This window comes from Paracraurococcus lichenis (genome assembly GCF_030657435.1).
In the GTDB taxonomy this organism is placed as follows: domain Bacteria; phylum Pseudomonadota; class Alphaproteobacteria; order Acetobacterales; family Acetobacteraceae; genus Paracraurococcus; species Paracraurococcus lichenis.
Window position 1 is genome coordinate 14,937 of sequence record NZ_JAUTWS010000060.1, and the last position, 16,062, is coordinate 30,998.

Genomic DNA, 16,062 nt, shown 5'->3' on the forward strand with positions numbered 1-16,062 from the left:
AAGTGAAGTTCGCTGGGTTGAGATTGTCTTGTGTGGCTCGCTGCCGGATGAAAGGCAGGGCGCCGAGCCTGTCATAGCCAGGAACGGAAAAACTGCAATGAAGCAGAAGCCACCGGCGGCTTGTCAGGGGTACTAATCGCCGCATATGGCGAAAAGTATCGTTCTGTCAGGCTTCGCGCCAATCGGCCCGTTTGGCCGGCCGGGGTAGGGCTGGTAGGCTCCGGCTCTGGGCTCGACGGGGGCGGAGGGTGGGGATGGACTGTGTGGCTTGCGGCTCGTCCGAGGTGACCGAGCGGCCGGAGCGCACTGCCCAGGGCTACCGCCGGTTCCGCTGCCGGACCTGCAGCAAGCAGTACAACGAGCGCTCCGGCACCGTGCTGAACCACGCCCAGTACCCGTCCGACGTGATCGCGCTGGTGGTGCTGTGGCGGCTGCGCTACCGCCTGACCCTGCGCGACCTGGCCGAAATGTTCCTCCTCCGTGGCACCGTCTTCAGCTACGGTTGAGCCGCAGAGCGGATCAACGGCCGCGAGTGGGAGCGCAAGTTGGAGGCGGGACTGATGCTGCCTTGGACCAGAGCGCCTTTTGGCTACCGGGTGGATCCAGATCGCCCGCGTGATCCCGCAGGTGTCCGCATCGAGGAGGCCGAGGCGGCCATCGTGCGCGAGATGTTTGCCTGGTATGCGGAGGAGACCCACAGCTTCTGCTCGCTAGCCCGCCTGCTGGAGCAGCGCGGCATCCGGACCTCGACGGGGCTGGCCCGCTGGAACCTGGCCAGCATCCGTTGCTTGCTGACCAATCCAGCTTATGCTGGCCAGGTCTATGGCAACCGCTGGCATCGCCACGGTACGCTGGAGCGGCGCTCGGCGACAGCGCCGCGCAAGCACTCGGCCATGAGCCGGGTGGACGCGCCACGAGACGAGTGGATCCTGGTCGCCGAGATCCCGCCACTTGTCAGTCAGGAGCACTTCGACCGTGTGCAGGCCCGGCTCGCCAGCAACCGGCGCTTTGCCCAGCGCAATAACAAAGCTCATCCCTACCTGTTGCGGGGCCTGGTCAGCTGCGGTGTGTGCGGCCTTGCCTGCCTGGCGCGGACCAACCTGCACCGGTACCGCTACTACTCCTGCACCGGCAAGCTGCCGGCCCTGTTCTCGCACCGGGAGCAGAAATGTCCGTCGCGGCTGAGCCCGGCCGAACGCCTCGACGAGTTGGTCTGGGCCGATCTCTGCGACCTGCTGAGCCATCCCGAGCAGGCCTCACGGGCTTTGGCACGGGCGCATGGCGGGCAGTGGCTGCCACAGGAGCTTCAGGCACGCCAGCAGGGACTACGACGGGGCCAAGAGAGCCTCGGGCAGCAACTCGAGCGACTGACCGAGGCCTATCTTGGCGGGGTCGTGCTGCTGGACGAGTACCGCTGACGCCGGCGTGACCTCGAGGAGCGGCAACGCCAACTCGAGGACAAGGCACGGCAGCTCGACGCCCAAGCGGATCGTCAGAAGGAACTCGCCGGGCTCTCCGCCGGCATTGAGGACTTCTGCCAGCGAGTGCGCCAGGGCTTGGCGCAGGCGACCTTCGAGCAGCGACGGGCTTTGGTCGAGCTCCTGATTGACCGAGTGATCGTCACCGACGGCGAGGTGGAGATCCGCTACGTAATGCCAACGGACCGGGCCAGCGAGCAGGTCCGTTTTTGTCATTTGCGATTGGACTATCGAGCAAGACCACCGGGGCGTGAAAGGGCGCACGCGGTGTATGCGGGGTTTCAAGAGCTTCGCGTCAGCGGAGCGGTTCTGTCGAAGCTACGATGAGCTTCGCAACTTCCTCCGCCCCTGCACTCGTCACAGCCAATACGTCTCTGCCCGCCGCCGTCGTCTGCTTCACCTTCGTCGCGCCACCAGTGTGCTCGCCGTTCTCGAAGCGGCGTAAGCTGACATTGGCTTTCGCCTCACGTCGTCGGGTCTGGCACGAGTTCTGACAAAACCGTAGCGAGAGAGCGGGATCAGCCCCGCTCGACAATCAGGTAAAGCAGCGCCTCAGCCGACGGGTCAGGGTTCTCGACGGCATGCGGGACGTCGGTGCGACAACTGCAACTGTCGCCCGCGGTGAGCTCGGCCTGTTCGTCGCCGACTGTGACCCGGATGGTGCCGCTGGCAACGTGCATATGTTCGACCGTACCAGCTGGGTGGGCGGCTGCGGTACCCAGGGCGGTCGACGGCGGGATTTTATAGCGCACGAAGTCGATGCGGCTGCCGGCGAGAGCGGGCCCCAGGCTTTGCCAAGGGGCGGGCTGGTCACCTTCCCTGCCCTGGCCACAACGCAGGACGTTGATGCGCGGCGCTTGGCCTGCATCCCCGTCGACCAGGGCGGCGATGCCGACCCCCAGCGCCCGAGCGAGCCGCACCACGGTGACGACGGTTGGCGATTTCGTCCCGCGCTCGATGTCCGAAATCATTGAGGGTGAGATGCCACTGCGCGCGGCTAGCATCCGCAGGCTGAACCCGGCCGCCTCGCGGTGCCGCTTGACGGCAAGACCTGTGCGGACGTTCACCTCGTTCTCTAAAGTTGACAGCATGTCCTCCATAGCGCACAGATGGCTCGTCCAGGCAAGGAGCAGAGACGATGGACCGGGGGGAATTCGAAGCAGACATGCGCCGCGACGGTTATCGGGTGGTCAACAGCAGCCTGAAGCCGAATCTCGTGGCAGCCAATCACTGCCACGATTTCGATGCCCGGGCCCTGGTGCTGGGGGGAGAGATCACAATCACCCGCGACAACACGCCGGCCACCTTCCATGCGGGAGAATGCTTCGAAGTTCCGATGGGCTGCATGCATGCGGAGCATGTAGGCCCTGAAGGCGTGGCACTGCTCTCGGGCCGGCGGCGTTCTGGACCTCTCACCCGTGAGGCCTTTGAGAGCGACCTACGCCGGGAAGGTTTCGAGGTGGTGCATGGCGGGCAGAAACCCTGTTCATCCGAGGATCTGCACGCTCATGACTTCGACGCGCGGATCATGGTGCTGAGCGGCGAGATCACCGTCACCCGCGATAACAAGTCGGAGACCTTCCGCGCCGGCGACCATTGCGAGATTGCGGCCGGGTGTCAGCACACGACGCAGGTCGGACCAGAGGGGGTCGCCTACATGGTTGGCAAGGCTTACCGCCGGGCCGGCATTGCCTGAGAGCAAAGCGGCGATCAACCGCCGGACCGACATTCGAAGCTGCGATGCACAGCGGCAGCATCCAAATGAGGGTGTCTGCAGCCTGCTGAACGACAGCAGGATCGAGGGTGACGTCACGTTCAAGGGCCGAGGTGCATGTCGCCCGGACCGATTGCCCGTGTGCTGACCAGGAAACAGGAAGGGACGCACGATGCAAATCCTCTACACGGCGACGGCTACGGCTGTCGGCGGCCGGCAAGGCCATATCCGTTCGTCGGACGGCATCCTTGACCTGCCGCTGGCACACCCGAAGGAGCTCGGCGGACCGGGTGGCGCCGCGACCAACCCGGAGCAGCTCTTCGCGGCTGGTTACGCAGCCTGTTTCGAGAATGCTTTGTTGCGTGTAGCACGCGAGCGCAAGGTGCCGATCCGGGAGTCCTCGGTCACTGCGCAAGTTGGCATTGGCCGGGAACAGGATGGCTATTTCCGGCTGTCGGTCACGCTGGCAGTGTCCGTTCCGGGCCGCGACCGGGCTGAGATCGAGGAAATAGCGCAGGTCGCCCACAGGGGCGTATGCCCTTATTCACGGGCAACACGCGGCAACATCGAGGTCGACGTGAAGGTGGTCTGAGCCGGCCAGATCCTGGGCCAGCCTGCGGCGCTTCACGCACGGCAATGCCGTCCGCTTGCCGAGCTCGGCAAGCGGCCAAGCCCCTGTTCCTCTGCTGCTGCCTGCACGCGGAGGCGCTGCGGCGCGAGATCCACGAGGGGCTGAACGTCGTCGAGACCGGGACAGCGCCAACAGCTTCATCTTCTTCGGCAAGGGCGGTGAGCTCGCGAGCAACCGGCTGGACGAGCAGGAGGTTCCGTTGCATGCGCTCCACCTACTGCAGTTCTGCCTCGTTTGCGTGAACACGCTGATGCTCCAGCGCGTCCTCGCCCAGCCGGCTTGGCTGGCACGGATGACGCCGGCCGACCGGCGCGGATTGACCCCGTTCGTCTGGGGCCACGACAGCTCGTACGGCGTCTTGGACTTTGACATGGAGCGACGGCTGGATCTGGACCTGCTCGCCGCGAAGTGAGGCCGGCAACTCCTTACGGAAGGTGCGTTCTGTTGCGAGCACATCCGCGTCTGGCCCGTTCGGGCGAGGGGAGACCGCATGCGATCGATCCCGTCCAAGCGGCCAAACGTAAAGAGTAGCCATGCCGAGGGGTCCGAGGCCGCCAATCGGCCCGAGCGCAACAAGGACTACCTCTCGCCCGCCGAGGTCGCCTGGCTGCTGGACGCGGCCAAGGCCAGCCGGTACGGCGTGCGCGACCACCTCCTGCTGCTGATGACCTACCGCCACGGGCTGCGGGTCAGCGAGGCCATCGGCCTGCGCCGAGACGAGCTCGACCTCGCCCGGCTCTGGGTACGCCGCCCCAAGGGCGGGCTCTCGATCGAGCAGCCGATCGCCGGCGACGCGCTGCGCGCCGTCCACCGCTACCTCGCCACCCGCGCCGACGCACTGCCCGGGCTCTTCGTCTCCGAGCGCCACGGGCCGATGACGCGGCAAGCCGTGAACTACCGAGTCGCCGCCGCGGCGGCGCGCGCCGGCCTGGCCGGCGTACACCCACACACGCTGCGCCACTCCTGCGGCTTCGCGCTGGCTGACAAGGGCCACGACCTGCGGCTCATCCAGGTCTACCTCGGCCACCGCGACCCCCGGCACACGGTCCGCTATAGCCGCACCGCGGGCCGGCGCTTCGAGGGGTTGTGGCGGTGAGCGGCGTCGTGGGCTGGCCGCCTGGCGAGGGCGAGATGGCCTGGCGCGTCCGCGCTCACGACTGGGGGGCGACCCCGCTCGGGCCGGCCGAGGGCTGGTCGTCGCGCCTCAAGCTGATGGTCGAGACCGTGCTGGCCAGCCCGGAGGTTTCCAGCCTCGCCTGCGGGCCCGAGCGGATCCTGATCTACAACGACGCCGCGGCACGCCTCTATGGCGCCCGCCACCCGCTGGCGCTCGGCCGGCCGATGCAGGAGACCTTCCCGGAGGGCTGGGCCACGGTCGCGCCGCTCTACGCGCGCGCCTTCGCGGGCGAGGTGGTGCAGGTCGCCGCCCAACCGCTCGACACGCGCGGCGAGGGGGAGGCGGCCGACGCCTTCGACGCCATGTTGATGCCGGTGCGCGACGACGCCGGTGTGGTCACCGCCGTGCACATGATGGGGCAGGAGGTGGGCACGCGGCTCCGCGCCGAGGCCGCACTGCGCGACAGCGAGGCACGCCTGGCCGCCAATCTTGCCGGCATGCGCCAGCTCTATGACCTGCATGCGAGACTGGCGCGGCAGACCGACCTGATGGTGGCGCTGCGGGACATCCTGCGGGCCGCCTGTGGCTTCACCGGAACCGACCGCGGCACGGTGCAGCTCGTCAGCAGCGACGGCGAGCGCCTCGAGATCGTTGCCGAACACGGCTACCCACCCGACAGCCCCTTCGTCGCGCACTTCCGCCACGAGGGCTTCGCCGCCGGCTGCGACGCCGCCCGGCGGCAACACCAGCGGCTGGTTATCGAGGACACCCGGACCTTCCCAGGCCTCGTCGGCACGGCGGACGGCGAGGCTGCGCTGGCTGACGGCATCCTCGCCGCGCAGTCGACGCCGATGGTCACCCGGAGCGGCGAGATGGTGGGCGTGCTGAGCACGCAGTTCCGCCACCCCCACCGGCCGACCGAGGAGGAACTGCGGCTGGTCGACCTGCTCGCATGGAGCGCGGCGGAGTTCGTCGAACGCTACAAGGCCGACGCAGCGCTGCGGGCAAGCGAGGAGCGGCTCCGCGCGCTGGTGACCGCGACGTCCTACGCGGTCTACAGCATGAGTCCGGACTGGATGGAATTGCGCAGGCTCGACGGTCATGGCTTCCTCGCCGACACGCCCGAGCCCAGCAGGTCATGGCTTGACGAATACATCCTCCCCGAGGATCAGCCGCAGGTCTGGGACGCGATCCAGGAGGCGATCCGCGCGAGACGCGTCTTCGATCTCGAGCACCGGGTGCGGCGCGCTGCCGGAGGCTTCGGGTGGGCTCACTCTCGCGCCGTCCCGCTGCTCGACGCGGAGGGCAGGATCCGCGAGTGGTTCGGGGCCGCCAGCGACGTAACGGCTCGACGGGCCGTGGAGGAAGCGCTGCGCGCGAGTGAGGAGAGGCTGCGGCGCGTGCTCGAGACCGATGCGGTCGCCGTCCTCTTCTTCAGGTACGACGGCCTGCTGATCGACGCGAACGACGTCTTCCTCCGCATGTCGGGCTGGTCGCGCAAGGAGGTCGAGGGCGGACGGCTCCACTGGCGGACGATGACGCCGCCCGAGTGGGTTGCCGACAGCGAGGCACAGATGGAGGCCTTCTTCCGGACGGGCCGGGTCGGTCCCTATGAGAAGGAGTATCTGTGCAAGGATGGCAGCAGGACCTGGATCCTGTTTTCGGGGCGCGACCTCGGTGACGGCACCGTCGTCGAGGTGGCGATCGACATCACCGGCCGCAAGCGTGCCGAGGCCGCCCTGCGCGAGAGCGAGGAGCGTCTCCGCCAGTTCGGTGAGGCGTCATCCGACGTCCTCTGGATCCGCGACGCCGAGACGCTGCAATGGGAGTACCTGAGCCCTGCCTTCGAGGCGATCTATGGCCTGAGGCGCGATGCCGCCCTTGCCGGCGAGGGGCTGAGTAGCTGGACCGACCTGATCGTCGAGGAAGACCGCGCGCACGCCGTGGCCGGCATCGCGCGCGTCGGTGCGGGCGAGCGCGTCACCTTCGAATACCGTGTGCGCCGTCCCGATGGCGGGATTCGCTGGCTGCGCAACACGGACTTCCCGATCTGTGGTTCGGACGGAACGGTGCGGCGTATCGGCGGCGTTGGGCAGGACGTCACGGAGCTGAAGCGGACCGAGGCGGCGCTGCGCGAGGAGGAGGCGCGGCTGCGGGCGCTCGTGGAGGGCATACCGCAACTCGTCTGGCGCTCGGGCGAGGGTGGGCTGTGGACTTGGTCCAGCCCGCAGTGGCGCGACCACACCGGGCAGAGCGACGAGCGGAGCCGTGGCCTGGGCTGGCTCGACGTTTTGCACCCGGATGACCGGGACGCAGCCCGGGTCGCGTGGCGGGTGGCGGGACCGAACGGCCGACTCCAGGTTGATTGCCGGATTCGCCACGCCGCCTCCGGCCGTTACGCCTGGTTCCAGATCCGCGGCACGCCGGTGCGGGACCATGGTTGGACCGCGGAGTGGATCGGCTCCTGCACCGACATCGACGACCAAGTGCGGGCACGCGAGGTGTTGGCCCGTGCTGGCGCGGAGCTGGAGGCGCGGGTCGCCGAGCGGACGGCCGAGCTGATGGCGGCCGAGGAGAGCCTGCGCCAAGCGCAGAAGATGGAGGCAGTAGGCCAGCTCACCGGCGGCATCGCCCACGACTTCAACAACATGCTCCAGGGTGTCGTCGGCGGCGTCGCCATGGCGCGTCGCCAGATCAGCCAGGGCCATGCCGATATGGCTATGCGCTACCTGGACGCCGCTCATGACGCGGTAGGACGCGCGGCGGGGCTGACCCGGCGCTTGCTGGCCTTTGCCCGGCGCCAGCGGCTGGAGCCCCGGTTGGTGGACGCGGACGGCTTGGTCGCCGGGCTGGCTGACCTGGTCCGCCGCACGGTCGGGCCGGGCATCGCGGTCGAGCTGACCCTGCGCGGCGGCGCCGGTGCTGTGCTGTGTGATCCGAACGAGCTGGAGAGCGCGCTGCTGAATCTCTGCATCAACGCCCGCGACGCCATGCCCGAAGGTGGTCGGCTAACGATCCGCACGGAATTGGCAAGCCTCTCGGCTGCGGACATCCCGGAAGGGCAGGCCGCGCCGGGCACGTACGTGGGGATCTCGGTCGCGGACACCGGGACGGGTATGCCGCCCGGGGTGTTGGCGCGGGTGTTCGAGCCGTTCTTCACCACCAAGCCGCAGGGCCAGGGCACCGGCCTGGGGTTGAGCCAGGTTTACGGCTTCGCGCGGCAGTCCGACGGGCTAGTGCGGATCGAGAGCGTGTCCGGGCAAGGCACGACGGTCCGCCTTCTCCTGCCGGTGCACGAGGGCGATGCGACAGTGGCCACGGCGCCGGGCTGCCCCTCCTCTCCCGTGGCGGGGCCGAGCGGGACCGTACTGCTGGTCGACGACGAGGACGCGGTCCGCCGCCCGGTAGCCGACCGCCTGCGCGAGCTGGGCCTCTCGGTGCTGGAGGCGCGGGACGGGCCGGAGGCGCTGCGCGTTCTGGCGACTGCCCGCCCGGACTTGCTGGTCACCGATGTCGGGCTGCCAGGCGGGATGAACGGTCGACAGCTAGCGGAGGCTGTGCGCGAGCGCATCCCGGAACTGTCGGTGTTGTTCGTCACCGGCTACGCCGGCACCGCGCTGCCCTCCGGCGTCGAGGTAATCGGCAAGCCCTTCGAGCTCGACGTCTTGGCCCACCGCGTGCAGGCCCTTTTGCAAGCAAGACAGCAGGAATGGGGCGGCAACCCTCGCGCAGCGCCTGCGTGACGGGATCGGCCATATCGCCCGACCTCATGGCGTGCTGCTCGCCTCTGACTTGAGTTTCGAGTTCATCTGGCCGTGCTCCGGCAATGGCCGCGGTCTGATCGGGCTGTTCGGGTCGGTTGCAGGCGGTCAGAAACAGCCATTGAGCGACGCTCATGCGGCGGCTGCACGCCCAGGTGGTCCGGTGCCACGGAGCGGTCCCGATTTGGCGCGTGCTGCGGGCAGAAGGCGGAACACCTCGAAATTTTGGAACCGCCGTGCGAGCGCGTCCTTGACCAGACCCGGCGTCAGCGTCACGGGCTTGCGTCAGCCACCAAGCCGGACCAATGCGACGACCTCTGGTTCCGCCTTGGCGGTGAGCAGGACCAGCAGGACGCGGCCGATCTGGACCAGGTGAAGCCAGCGCAGCAGGACCGTCCGGCTTCGCTGCCACATCGCGCCCAGGCCATCGGTGAGCTTGAGGGCGGCGAACAGCGGCTCAACGGTCCAGCGCTTGGAGTAGGCGTCGACGATCTCGACGGCTGACAGGGCCAAGTCGGTCGACAGCAGCAGGCGCCGCTTCGCCCAAGCACCGCCGCCCTTGTGAAGTTCACACCAGACCGCCTGCACAATGACGCCACGCAGAAATCGGGGACGGCAGATGCAGTGGCGCAGGCGAGCCATCCGGCCGCCATAGCCGTCGATGCGGTGCTGCGAGACCGGCAGCCGGGCAACCGCCTCGTCGTCGAGCTTGGCACCATACAGCCTCGAACGCCCACGCCTGCCGGGTGCACGCGGCGGCGGCAGCTCGAACAGGGCCGTGTCGCGCCTGACCTGACCGACGATGGTGTGACCGCGCTGCAGTGCCGCCCGGATCACCGAGCCCCGCATGTACCAGGCGTCGAGTAGCCGGCATAGCGGACCTGTCACATTTCCTAATCGATGACGTACGGGATCGTGGGATTCCAGGGGCTTGGGCATGCCCTGATCCGTGTCGTAGTGCCCTCTATCGTGTCGTTTGTGCCCGATCCGATGTCGTCTTCGCCATCCCTGGGCGCACAGGGCAGGGGAGGCCCTGGTGCACCGTCCTGGCCTTGCCGGACGCCCTGGCGGGCCGGGGGCCGGAACCCTATCGCGGTGACCTGTCCGTGGGGCAGGCTGGGTCGCCTACCCCCGCAGCGTCGGCATCGGCCGGTCCGCTCCCCGCCAGCCGCGCGAGCCCGGCCCGTGTCTTGCGGATTACCGCGTCCACCGCCTGCATGGCCGCCTCCAGGTCGCCGTAGGCGAAGGCTCGCCGCTCCAGCGGCCCGGGGCGCGGCGGTGCGGGCGGTGCGGGTTCGGGCCGCACGTCCAGCGCCGCCGGCACTTCGCGCGGCCGCCCCCTGCCCCGCCCGGGCAGCGGCCGGCGCGGCGGTGCCGCCGCCTGCCGCAGCGGCGCAAGGCCGGCGAGGCCGAACAGGCGGCGGCTGTGGCGGTGCGTCACCTCGACCGCGACCTCCAGCCGGACAAGCTCGTCGAGGATGGCGCAGGCCGCTTTCACCGACATCCCCAGCGCGACGGCCAAGGTCGTGGCCGAGACCAGCGGGACGGCCGCGAGCAGGTCCACCGCCGCGGGCGCGCGCGAGGTGCTGCGCCGCCCGGCGGCGACGGCCGCCCGCGCCGCGAGCCATCGCCGCTCCATCTCGATCAGCAGGTCGAGCGCCGTCCCCGCCTCGGCGGCGACCGCCCGCAGGAATGCCGGGATCCAGAGCGGCGGGTCCCAGGGCTGGTCGGGCCCGAGCGCGGCCGCTCCGGTGAGCGGCAGCGGGGCGCGGAGCAGGCCCGCCGTGCCCAAGCGCCGCACCAGCGCGGCGCGCAGCGGCGGGCGCGTCCCGCCGCGCTCGAGCCAGAGCCAGGCGCGCCAGGCGGCATCGAGCAGCGGAACGCCATAGGGGCGTTGCCCTTCGAGTGCGGCCAGGACCACCAGTACCGCGTCTTCCGCGTCCTCGTCGGGGGCCACGAGCCAGCCGTGGTAGTCGAGGGCGAGGCGCGCGGCGTCCTGGATCGCGCCCGCGTCCATGATTCGCTCGCTGTCCCGCATGGCCCGCAACGGCAGGCCCTCCAGCGCGGCGGCGAGGTGCCAGGGGTCGATCAGGTGCCCGTCCGCCGCGGCCTGACGCCGGGCCGCATCCAGGCGGGTCCGGTGCAGCAGGGCCGGCAGCAGCGGATGCAGGGCGGTGGCGGCATCGAGCCGCGCGACCGCGACACTGGCCAGGGCAAGGGCCGCCAGCAGCGCCGGGTCCCCGAGATGCGGGGGCGTGTCAGCCCGCCTGCTCGATGCCAGCGACACCGATGAGCCTCCCTCCCCTCCGATTCGGTCTGATTTACCCTAATCAAGCATTCACTTCAGAGTAGCTTTTATTTTCGGCCCGGAAGGCAGCCTGGGTGGTTCCCGTACGACGTCGCTGGTCGTATCGAGGACCCCGGCATGCGGTCGCGGCCTCCGCCAGACTCTGGAAGCACGCTGAACCGGCGCCCGGACGCCCGTCGCGGACCTCGGGACTGCCGCCCTGCACGCGGCAGAATGCTGATCCGACAGGGGCTTGCGCCTCGGCCTGCCGGGGTGCCCGGCGCCGCTCGATAGGCGGCCTGGGCTGGCCGCCGGCGGCTGGCGCGGGCTCTTGATGCGCCTGCAAAGGACCGGATGCGCACGACTTGCGATATTTGACAAAACCCAGGACAGACGGTTTCCTCGGCCAAGTTGATCCTCAATCGTGAGATCCACCCTCACCCTGGCCGCCGCGGGCCGGGGCGCAGCAGGACAAGGGAGCCCCGGCATGGCGCTGGTCGGCTACGCGCGCGTCAGCACCGAGGACCAGGCGACGCGGCGCCAGCTCGACGAGCTGCGCGCCGCCGGCTGCGGCGAGGTGGCCGAGGAGCACGCCTCGGGCGGCGACCGCGACCGGCCCGTGCTCGCCCGCACCCTGGCCCGGCTGCGGCCCGGCGATACCCTGGTCGTGGTCTCGCTCGACCGCCTCGCCCGCTCGCTGTCGCACCTGCTGGAGGTGATCGAGGGCCTGCAGGCCCGCGGTGTGCACTTCCGCTCGCTCCGCGACCCGGTCGACACCGCCAGCCCGCAGGGCCTGTTCACCCTGCAGGTGCTCGGTGCGGCCGCCCAGCTCGAGCGCGCCCTGATCCGCGAGCGCACCCGCAGCGGCATGCAGGCCGCCGCGGCGCGCGGCCGGCAGGCCGGCAACCCCGGCCTGCGCGCCGGCGATCCGGCCGCCATCCGCCAGGTCACGGCGGCACGGCGGGCGGCCTGGCTGGAGGGGCTGGCCGCCGGCGCCGATGCCTGGCTGCCCGCCGTGCAGCGGCTACGGGCCGAGGGCCGGCCCTGGGAGGCGGTGGTGCGCTACCTGAATGCCCGCCAGCCGGTCGGGGCGCCGCGCTGGACCGGGGAGCGGCTGCTGCGCGCCGTGCGGGCCCTGGCCGCCGAGGGCATGGCGGACCGCTCGCTGCTCGACCCCGTCCCGCGCCGGGCGGCGCCGGACCGGCTGCTCGCGGTGGTGGCGGGCATCGTGCTCAGCGACCCGGAGGCCACGCTGCGGGAGATCGGGGCGCGGCTGGAGGCGCTGCGCGAGCCAACGCCGCGCGGCGGCGCCCACTGGCGGCCCGGCTCGGTCGCGCATGTCCTCGCCCGCGCCAGGAAGGCGGGCCTGCTGCCAGCCGCATAGACGTGCCGTCGGCCCAGCTCCGGGGCATCGATCCGGGGGCAAGTCCAGGGGCGCCATGGCGGCCCTGGCCGGCAGCAAGGGGCCAGACTGACCGCGCCACCCTGCGCTGTTGCCAGGCCGGCCGGCGGCACGGATCAGGGTACGGATGCTGGTCCGATACCCCAATCCACGACGCGATGACACGAATCAGGAAACGCGACACCTGCGGAGTGGCCTGGGCGAGGAGCGTCTGGCCCGCGACCATGCGGTCCGTGACCAAGGGAGAACGCCGGCATGGCGGCCAGCAAGGACGAGATCTTCGCCGGACTGCGCAAGATCGACACGCCCACCATCACCAATGTCGTGGCGACCTACCCGAAGAACCCGCTCTGCCTCGGGTTGTACAATCCCTGGACCGAGAACTGGTACACCGACACCTCGATCCGCTGCATCTATCCGGCGATGGGACCGGTCATTGGCCACGCCGTTACCTGCGTCTACGGACTGCCGGATCCGAACTACAGCGGCCGGCTGGGCTTCATGGACGTCATCGACGCGCTCGACGCCATGCCGAAGCCGACCATCCTGGTCATCCAGCAAAAATGGCCGCCGGAGCTGATGGCCAAGGCCGGGCTCGCCGGCGAGATCATGGTCACCTCCATGATGTCGGTCGGCTGCATCGGCATGCTCTCGAACGGACCCTCGCGCGACGTCGACGCGATCCGCAAGCTCGGCTTCCAGTTGCTGCCCGGCGGCGTCACAGCCGGACATGGCGAGATGGCGGTGCAGGCGGTGAACGTACCGGTCTCGGTCGGCGGCATGGATGTCGCACCGGGCGAGCTGATCCACATGGACGAGAACGGCGCGGTGAAGTTTCCCGCCGATCGGGCCGCCCAGGTGCTCGAGAACGCTGAGAAGATGCTGGCCGGGGAGGCAGAGCATCTGGCGCGGTTGCGCGCGGCGAAGACGGCGGCCGAGGTGTGGGCGGCCGGCGGCGCTTACTCGGCCAAGCCGAAACCCTGACGCTCCCATTGCAGGGTGAAGGCGCTGCACCCTGCCCTGCCCCGCCCTGCACGGCAAGGAGCTGTCGGACTGGGTCTCACCCGGCCGACGCTCAGCGTCGGGAGCGGCGGCGTACCTTGCGCTGGACCGGTGCCTTCGACCGCGTCTTCGTCGGGGTGACACGAGCGGGCTCCGCGGCAGGGATGCCGTCCGGCCCGACATAGCGTTGGAGCGTCGCGCCGGCCGCGAGGTGCGGATAGGCTTGAGCGCCTTTCGGCCAGGTCCTCGCAAAGGCGGCAACCTCGGCGTGATGGTGGCTGCGGATCGTCTGGACGAGCAAGGACGCCGCCTGCCCCGGCCGCAACCGCTGCCACTGTAACAGATGGAGGTGCCATTCTCGCGCACGTAGCGGGCACCAGTCCACCAGGGCCTCCTGCAGGGCCCGACGCACCTCGACGGGCAGTTCCTCATACGCCCGGTAAGGATTGCCCCTGAGCTTGCTGTAGGGCTTGGTGGCCATGCTGTTGTCCATCGGCCGGCTTCTACCGGAGGGCCGACTTCGGGGAACAACATCGCCGGCCTGCAGGAAAAGTCCGACAGGAAACTCGGTTATGGAGCGTGATGTGGGCTTGGGCAGCCGCCGCTTTCCCAAATAGCGGCTTTATCAGAGGTGAGGCGGGCGCCGGGCCGCGCCGAGAGGGGCGACCGGAAAAGCCAGGACTGCGTATTGCGGGGCGGCGGAGGATTGCTCCCGTACTTTTTTGTATATACGATCCGCGCGATGCGCTACGACTGGCATCCTGGTAAGGCCGCCGCGAACCTTGAGAAGCACAGAGTGTCCTTCGAGGCGGTCGTGCAGCTTGATTGGTCGCGGGCCTTGGTGCGGGCAGATCTTCGATACGGCTACGGCGAAGTCCGGCTGAACGCGCTGGCCCCAATCGGGCGGTGTCTGTACCACATGACCTTCACGGTCGAGCGTCGGGTCGTTTGGGTGATCAGCCTGCGGCCCGCCAGCAGGAAGGAAGTTCTGCGCTATGCGGCCGAAACAACTCCCCGCTGACCTCCACTGGCCGACAGACAAAGAGGAGGCAGAGATCCAGCAGGGCATTGGGGCTGATCCGGATGCCCCGGAATGGAGTGAAGACGATTTCGCGCGGGCCCTGCCGGCGCGCGAGATCGTGCCCGAGATCGTAGCGGCCCACGAGCGAGGTCGTGTCCGTGGGCCGCAGAAGGCTCCCAAGAAAAGCTTGGTTTCGATCCGCCTTGATCCCGACGTTCTCGACGCGCTGCGAGCCTCCGGGCCGGGATGGCAGACCCGCGCCAACGCGATGCTGCGGAAGGCACTGACCGAGACCTGAGTCGGGAGGCCGGGGGAGCGGTCGAGGGGATGCAGGAAGCGGGCGTGGTTTGAAACCGGGTCACACGCGAAGCTGGGTTGGCGCTGCCGTGACGAATGAAGCCACCTTCGGGCTTTCATCTTTGGAGCGAGCATCGGCCGAGTGCTGCCGCAGCGGTCCGACAGCTGCCCGAGAGCGACCGCAAGGACCTAAACCACGTCCACTTCGGAACCTGTAATTCCGCCCCTATGACGACGCCCGTTGACAGGGCCCTCAACCGCTAGCGGTAGGGCTACGGGTCTCAAGGTGGACGCGCTTGAAAGCAAAAGAGGAAACGAAATTCACTCCTGTTTGTAGTGCCAACGGCCGGGTTCAACTTTTCAACCGGCGCTAACTTGCTGATCTCAAAAGCAAATTTGGAAGCGCCAGCGGTGTTTGCACTACAAACGCCTTCCGAGCTGGATTGTCGCTATGGATTCAACGAGTTGCGCTTGCGCACTGTTTAAGTTGGGCCATGCGGTGGCCGTTTTGGAGACGGCCAGCGACCTAAGTAGGCAGCCAAAAGTGTTGCAGCACCGTGGCTGAGTATGCCCTTTCGGGAGCATGCGAAAACCTTCCCGACGCCATCGCGTGAAGCTCAGCGGTGCGGATCGCAAGCGGCTCGCCGCTGCCCTGGAGATAGCTGGTGAGGCGCGCGTTTATCGCCGGGTAGAGGCACTGCTGCTGGTCGCTGAGGGGCAGAGTGTGGCCGAGGCGGCCCGCCGCTGCCGTGTCGATCGCTCCAGCGTGCACCGCTGGCTGGCGAAGTATGAGGTGGGGCGGGATGCAGCCGTGCTTGTAGATCGGCCGCGGAGTGGTCGGCCACGGCAGAGCAGTCGGCTTACGCTGCGGCGATTGGTGGCAGTGCTGGCTCGTGACCCGCGCCGCTACGGCTATCTGGCCACGAGTTGGACGGTGCCACTGCTGACGCACTACTTGGCGTCGCAGGAGGGCATTGCCATCAGCGCCCGGACACTGCGGCGTCGCCTCCAAGAGGCGGGCTATTGCTGGAAGCGGCCGCGTCACGTCTATGCTGGACGAGCGACCCATCTGGCGCAGGAAAAGGGGCTCTGGTCCGCCGCCTGAAGGCAGGCTGGCAAGCGGGCGACGTGCTGCTGTGCATGGATTGGACGCTGCGCGCAACATTGGCGCGCACGGGAGAGCAGGCCATGGTGCCGATCACCGGCGCCAACGCCAGGCGGGTGTTGTTCGGTGCAATCGGCCTGCGGACCGCACATCGCATCGTGCTGATCCGCCGCCATGTCGGGCAGGCCGACGCGCAAGCGTTCCTCCGCGAGCTGCGCCGGCGTTACAGCCGCGCCGGTCAGATCTG

The 16,062-nt window shown here is 69.0% G+C and carries 16 protein-coding genes; 12 read left to right on the forward strand and 4 right to left on the reverse strand.

Going from position 1 to position 16,062, the window contains the following annotated elements; translation table 11 throughout:
- Positions 1-254 precede the first annotated feature (254 nt).
- Both Q7A36_RS31220 and Q7A36_RS31225 read left to right on the forward strand, forming a co-directional pair.
- Positions 255-506: a hypothetical protein gene (locus tag Q7A36_RS31220; RefSeq protein ID WP_305107705.1), complete on the forward strand. Its 252-nt coding sequence runs from the start codon at positions 255-257 to the stop codon at positions 504-506.
- Between the two features lie 54 nt (positions 507-560).
- Complete coding sequence (locus tag Q7A36_RS31225) at positions 561-1,418, forward strand: recombinase family protein (protein ID WP_305107706.1); 858 nt, start codon at positions 561-563, stop codon at positions 1,416-1,418.
- 578 nt (positions 1,419-1,996) lie between these two features.
- Here Q7A36_RS31225 and Q7A36_RS31230 read toward each other — a convergent pair.
- On the reverse strand, positions 1,997-2,578 hold the full coding sequence (locus tag Q7A36_RS31230) for a helix-turn-helix domain-containing protein (RefSeq protein WP_305107707.1): 582 nt from the start codon (positions 2,576-2,578) through the stop codon (positions 1,997-1,999).
- A 38-nt stretch (positions 2,579-2,616) separates the two neighbouring features.
- Here Q7A36_RS31230 and Q7A36_RS31235 point away from each other — a divergent pair, with 38 nt between their 5' ends.
- The 5 genes from Q7A36_RS31235 (at position 2,617) to Q7A36_RS31255 (ending at position 8,683) form a co-directional block, all read left to right on the forward strand.
- A complete protein-coding gene (locus Q7A36_RS31235) occupies positions 2,617-3,174 on the forward strand; it encodes a cupin domain-containing protein (RefSeq protein ID WP_305107708.1) in 558 nt (185 codons plus the stop codon).
- 190 nt (positions 3,175-3,364) lie between these two features.
- On the forward strand, positions 3,365-3,784 hold the full coding sequence (locus Q7A36_RS31240; protein WP_305107709.1) for an organic hydroperoxide resistance protein: 420 nt from the start codon (positions 3,365-3,367) through the stop codon (positions 3,782-3,784).
- A 55-nt stretch (positions 3,785-3,839) separates the two neighbouring features.
- Positions 3,840-4,235, forward strand: a complete 396-nt coding sequence (locus Q7A36_RS31245) for a Tn3 family transposase (RefSeq protein ID WP_305107710.1) — start codon at positions 3,840-3,842, stop codon at positions 4,233-4,235.
- Between the two features lie 78 nt (positions 4,236-4,313).
- Positions 4,314-4,919: a tyrosine-type recombinase/integrase gene (locus tag Q7A36_RS31250; protein ID WP_305107711.1), complete on the forward strand. Its 606-nt coding sequence runs from the start codon at positions 4,314-4,316 to the stop codon at positions 4,917-4,919.
- A gap of 116 nt (positions 4,920-5,035) precedes the next feature.
- Positions 5,036-8,683, forward strand: coding sequence for a PAS domain S-box protein (locus tag Q7A36_RS31255; protein ID WP_305107721.1), 3,648 nt, complete (start codon positions 5,036-5,038; stop codon positions 8,681-8,683).
- Between the two features lie 303 nt (positions 8,684-8,986).
- Here the strand turns inward: Q7A36_RS31255 and Q7A36_RS31260 are convergent, their stop codons facing one another.
- Both Q7A36_RS31260 and Q7A36_RS31265 read right to left on the reverse strand, forming a co-directional pair.
- Positions 8,987-9,640 (reverse strand): transposase, encoded by a 654-nt coding sequence (locus Q7A36_RS31260; protein WP_305107712.1) that lies wholly within the window; start codon positions 9,638-9,640, stop codon positions 8,987-8,989.
- A 148-nt stretch (positions 9,641-9,788) separates the two neighbouring features.
- Positions 9,789-10,988 carry a hypothetical protein gene (locus Q7A36_RS31265; protein WP_305107713.1) on the reverse strand — a complete coding sequence of 400 codons (1,200 nt, stop codon included), beginning with the start codon at positions 10,986-10,988 and terminating at the stop codon, positions 9,789-9,791.
- A 487-nt stretch (positions 10,989-11,475) separates the two neighbouring features.
- On the opposite strand from Q7A36_RS31265, the gene Q7A36_RS31270 reads away from it, so the two are divergent.
- Both Q7A36_RS31270 and Q7A36_RS31275 read left to right on the forward strand, forming a co-directional pair.
- Positions 11,476-12,372, forward strand: coding sequence for a recombinase family protein (locus Q7A36_RS31270; protein ID WP_305107714.1), 897 nt, complete (start codon positions 11,476-11,478; stop codon positions 12,370-12,372).
- A gap of 273 nt (positions 12,373-12,645) precedes the next feature.
- Positions 12,646-13,374, forward strand: coding sequence for an RraA family protein (locus Q7A36_RS31275; RefSeq protein WP_305107715.1), 729 nt, complete (start codon positions 12,646-12,648; stop codon positions 13,372-13,374).
- 91 nt (positions 13,375-13,465) lie between these two features.
- Here the strand turns inward: Q7A36_RS31275 and Q7A36_RS31280 are convergent, their stop codons facing one another.
- Positions 13,466-13,885 (reverse strand): DUF6525 family protein, encoded by a 420-nt coding sequence (locus Q7A36_RS31280; RefSeq protein ID WP_305107716.1) that lies wholly within the window; start codon positions 13,883-13,885, stop codon positions 13,466-13,468.
- 249 nt (positions 13,886-14,134) lie between these two features.
- Between Q7A36_RS31280 and Q7A36_RS31285 the strand changes: the two genes are divergently transcribed.
- The 3 genes from Q7A36_RS31285 (at position 14,135) to Q7A36_RS31295 (ending at position 15,815) form a co-directional block, all read left to right on the forward strand.
- Entirely contained in the window at positions 14,135-14,413 is a 279-nt protein-coding gene (locus tag Q7A36_RS31285; protein WP_305107717.1) for a BrnT family toxin, read from the forward strand.
- Positions 14,388-14,711, forward strand: a complete 324-nt coding sequence (locus Q7A36_RS31290; protein ID WP_305107718.1) for a BrnA antitoxin family protein — start codon at positions 14,388-14,390, stop codon at positions 14,709-14,711. The genes Q7A36_RS31285 and Q7A36_RS31290 overlap by 26 nt, the downstream gene beginning before the upstream one ends.
- Positions 14,712-15,320: 609 nt before the next feature.
- Complete coding sequence (locus tag Q7A36_RS31295; protein WP_305107719.1) at positions 15,321-15,815, forward strand: helix-turn-helix domain-containing protein; 495 nt, start codon at positions 15,321-15,323, stop codon at positions 15,813-15,815.
- The last annotated feature ends 247 nt before the right edge of the window (positions 15,816-16,062 follow it).

Excerpts from the sequence above, each read along its gene's own strand:
- Q7A36_RS31220 (WP_305107705.1), top strand. The coding sequence starts at position 255 with ATGGACTGTGTGGCTTGCGGCTCGTCCGAGGTGACCGAGCGGCCGGAG.
- Q7A36_RS31250 (WP_305107711.1), top strand. The coding sequence starts at position 4,314 with ATGCGATCGATCCCGTCCAAGCGGCCAAACGTAAAGAGTAGCCATGCC.
- Q7A36_RS31290 (WP_305107718.1), top strand. The coding sequence starts at position 14,388 with ATGCGGCCGAAACAACTCCCCGCTGACCTCCACTGGCCGACAGACAAA.
- Q7A36_RS31270 (WP_305107714.1), top strand. The coding sequence starts at position 11,476 with ATGGCGCTGGTCGGCTACGCGCGCGTCAGCACCGAGGACCAGGCGACG.
- Q7A36_RS31285 (WP_305107717.1), top strand. The coding sequence starts at position 14,135 with ATGCGCTACGACTGGCATCCTGGTAAGGCCGCCGCGAACCTTGAGAAG.
- Q7A36_RS31260 (WP_305107712.1), bottom strand. The coding sequence starts at position 9,640 with ATGCCCAAGCCCCTGGAATCCCACGATCCCGTACGTCATCGATTAGGA.
- Q7A36_RS31255 (WP_305107721.1), top strand. The coding sequence starts at position 5,036 with ATGGTCGAGACCGTGCTGGCCAGCCCGGAGGTTTCCAGCCTCGCCTGC.
- Q7A36_RS31280 (WP_305107716.1), bottom strand. The coding sequence starts at position 13,885 with ATGGACAACAGCATGGCCACCAAGCCCTACAGCAAGCTCAGGGGCAAT.
- Q7A36_RS31235 (WP_305107708.1), top strand. The coding sequence starts at position 2,617 with ATGGACCGGGGGGAATTCGAAGCAGACATGCGCCGCGACGGTTATCGG.
- Q7A36_RS31225 (WP_305107706.1), top strand. The coding sequence starts at position 561 with ATGCTGCCTTGGACCAGAGCGCCTTTTGGCTACCGGGTGGATCCAGAT.
- Q7A36_RS31240 (WP_305107709.1), top strand. The coding sequence starts at position 3,365 with ATGCAAATCCTCTACACGGCGACGGCTACGGCTGTCGGCGGCCGGCAA.
- Q7A36_RS31230 (WP_305107707.1), bottom strand. The coding sequence starts at position 2,578 with ATGGAGGACATGCTGTCAACTTTAGAGAACGAGGTGAACGTCCGCACA.
- Q7A36_RS31275 (WP_305107715.1), top strand. The coding sequence starts at position 12,646 with ATGGCGGCCAGCAAGGACGAGATCTTCGCCGGACTGCGCAAGATCGAC.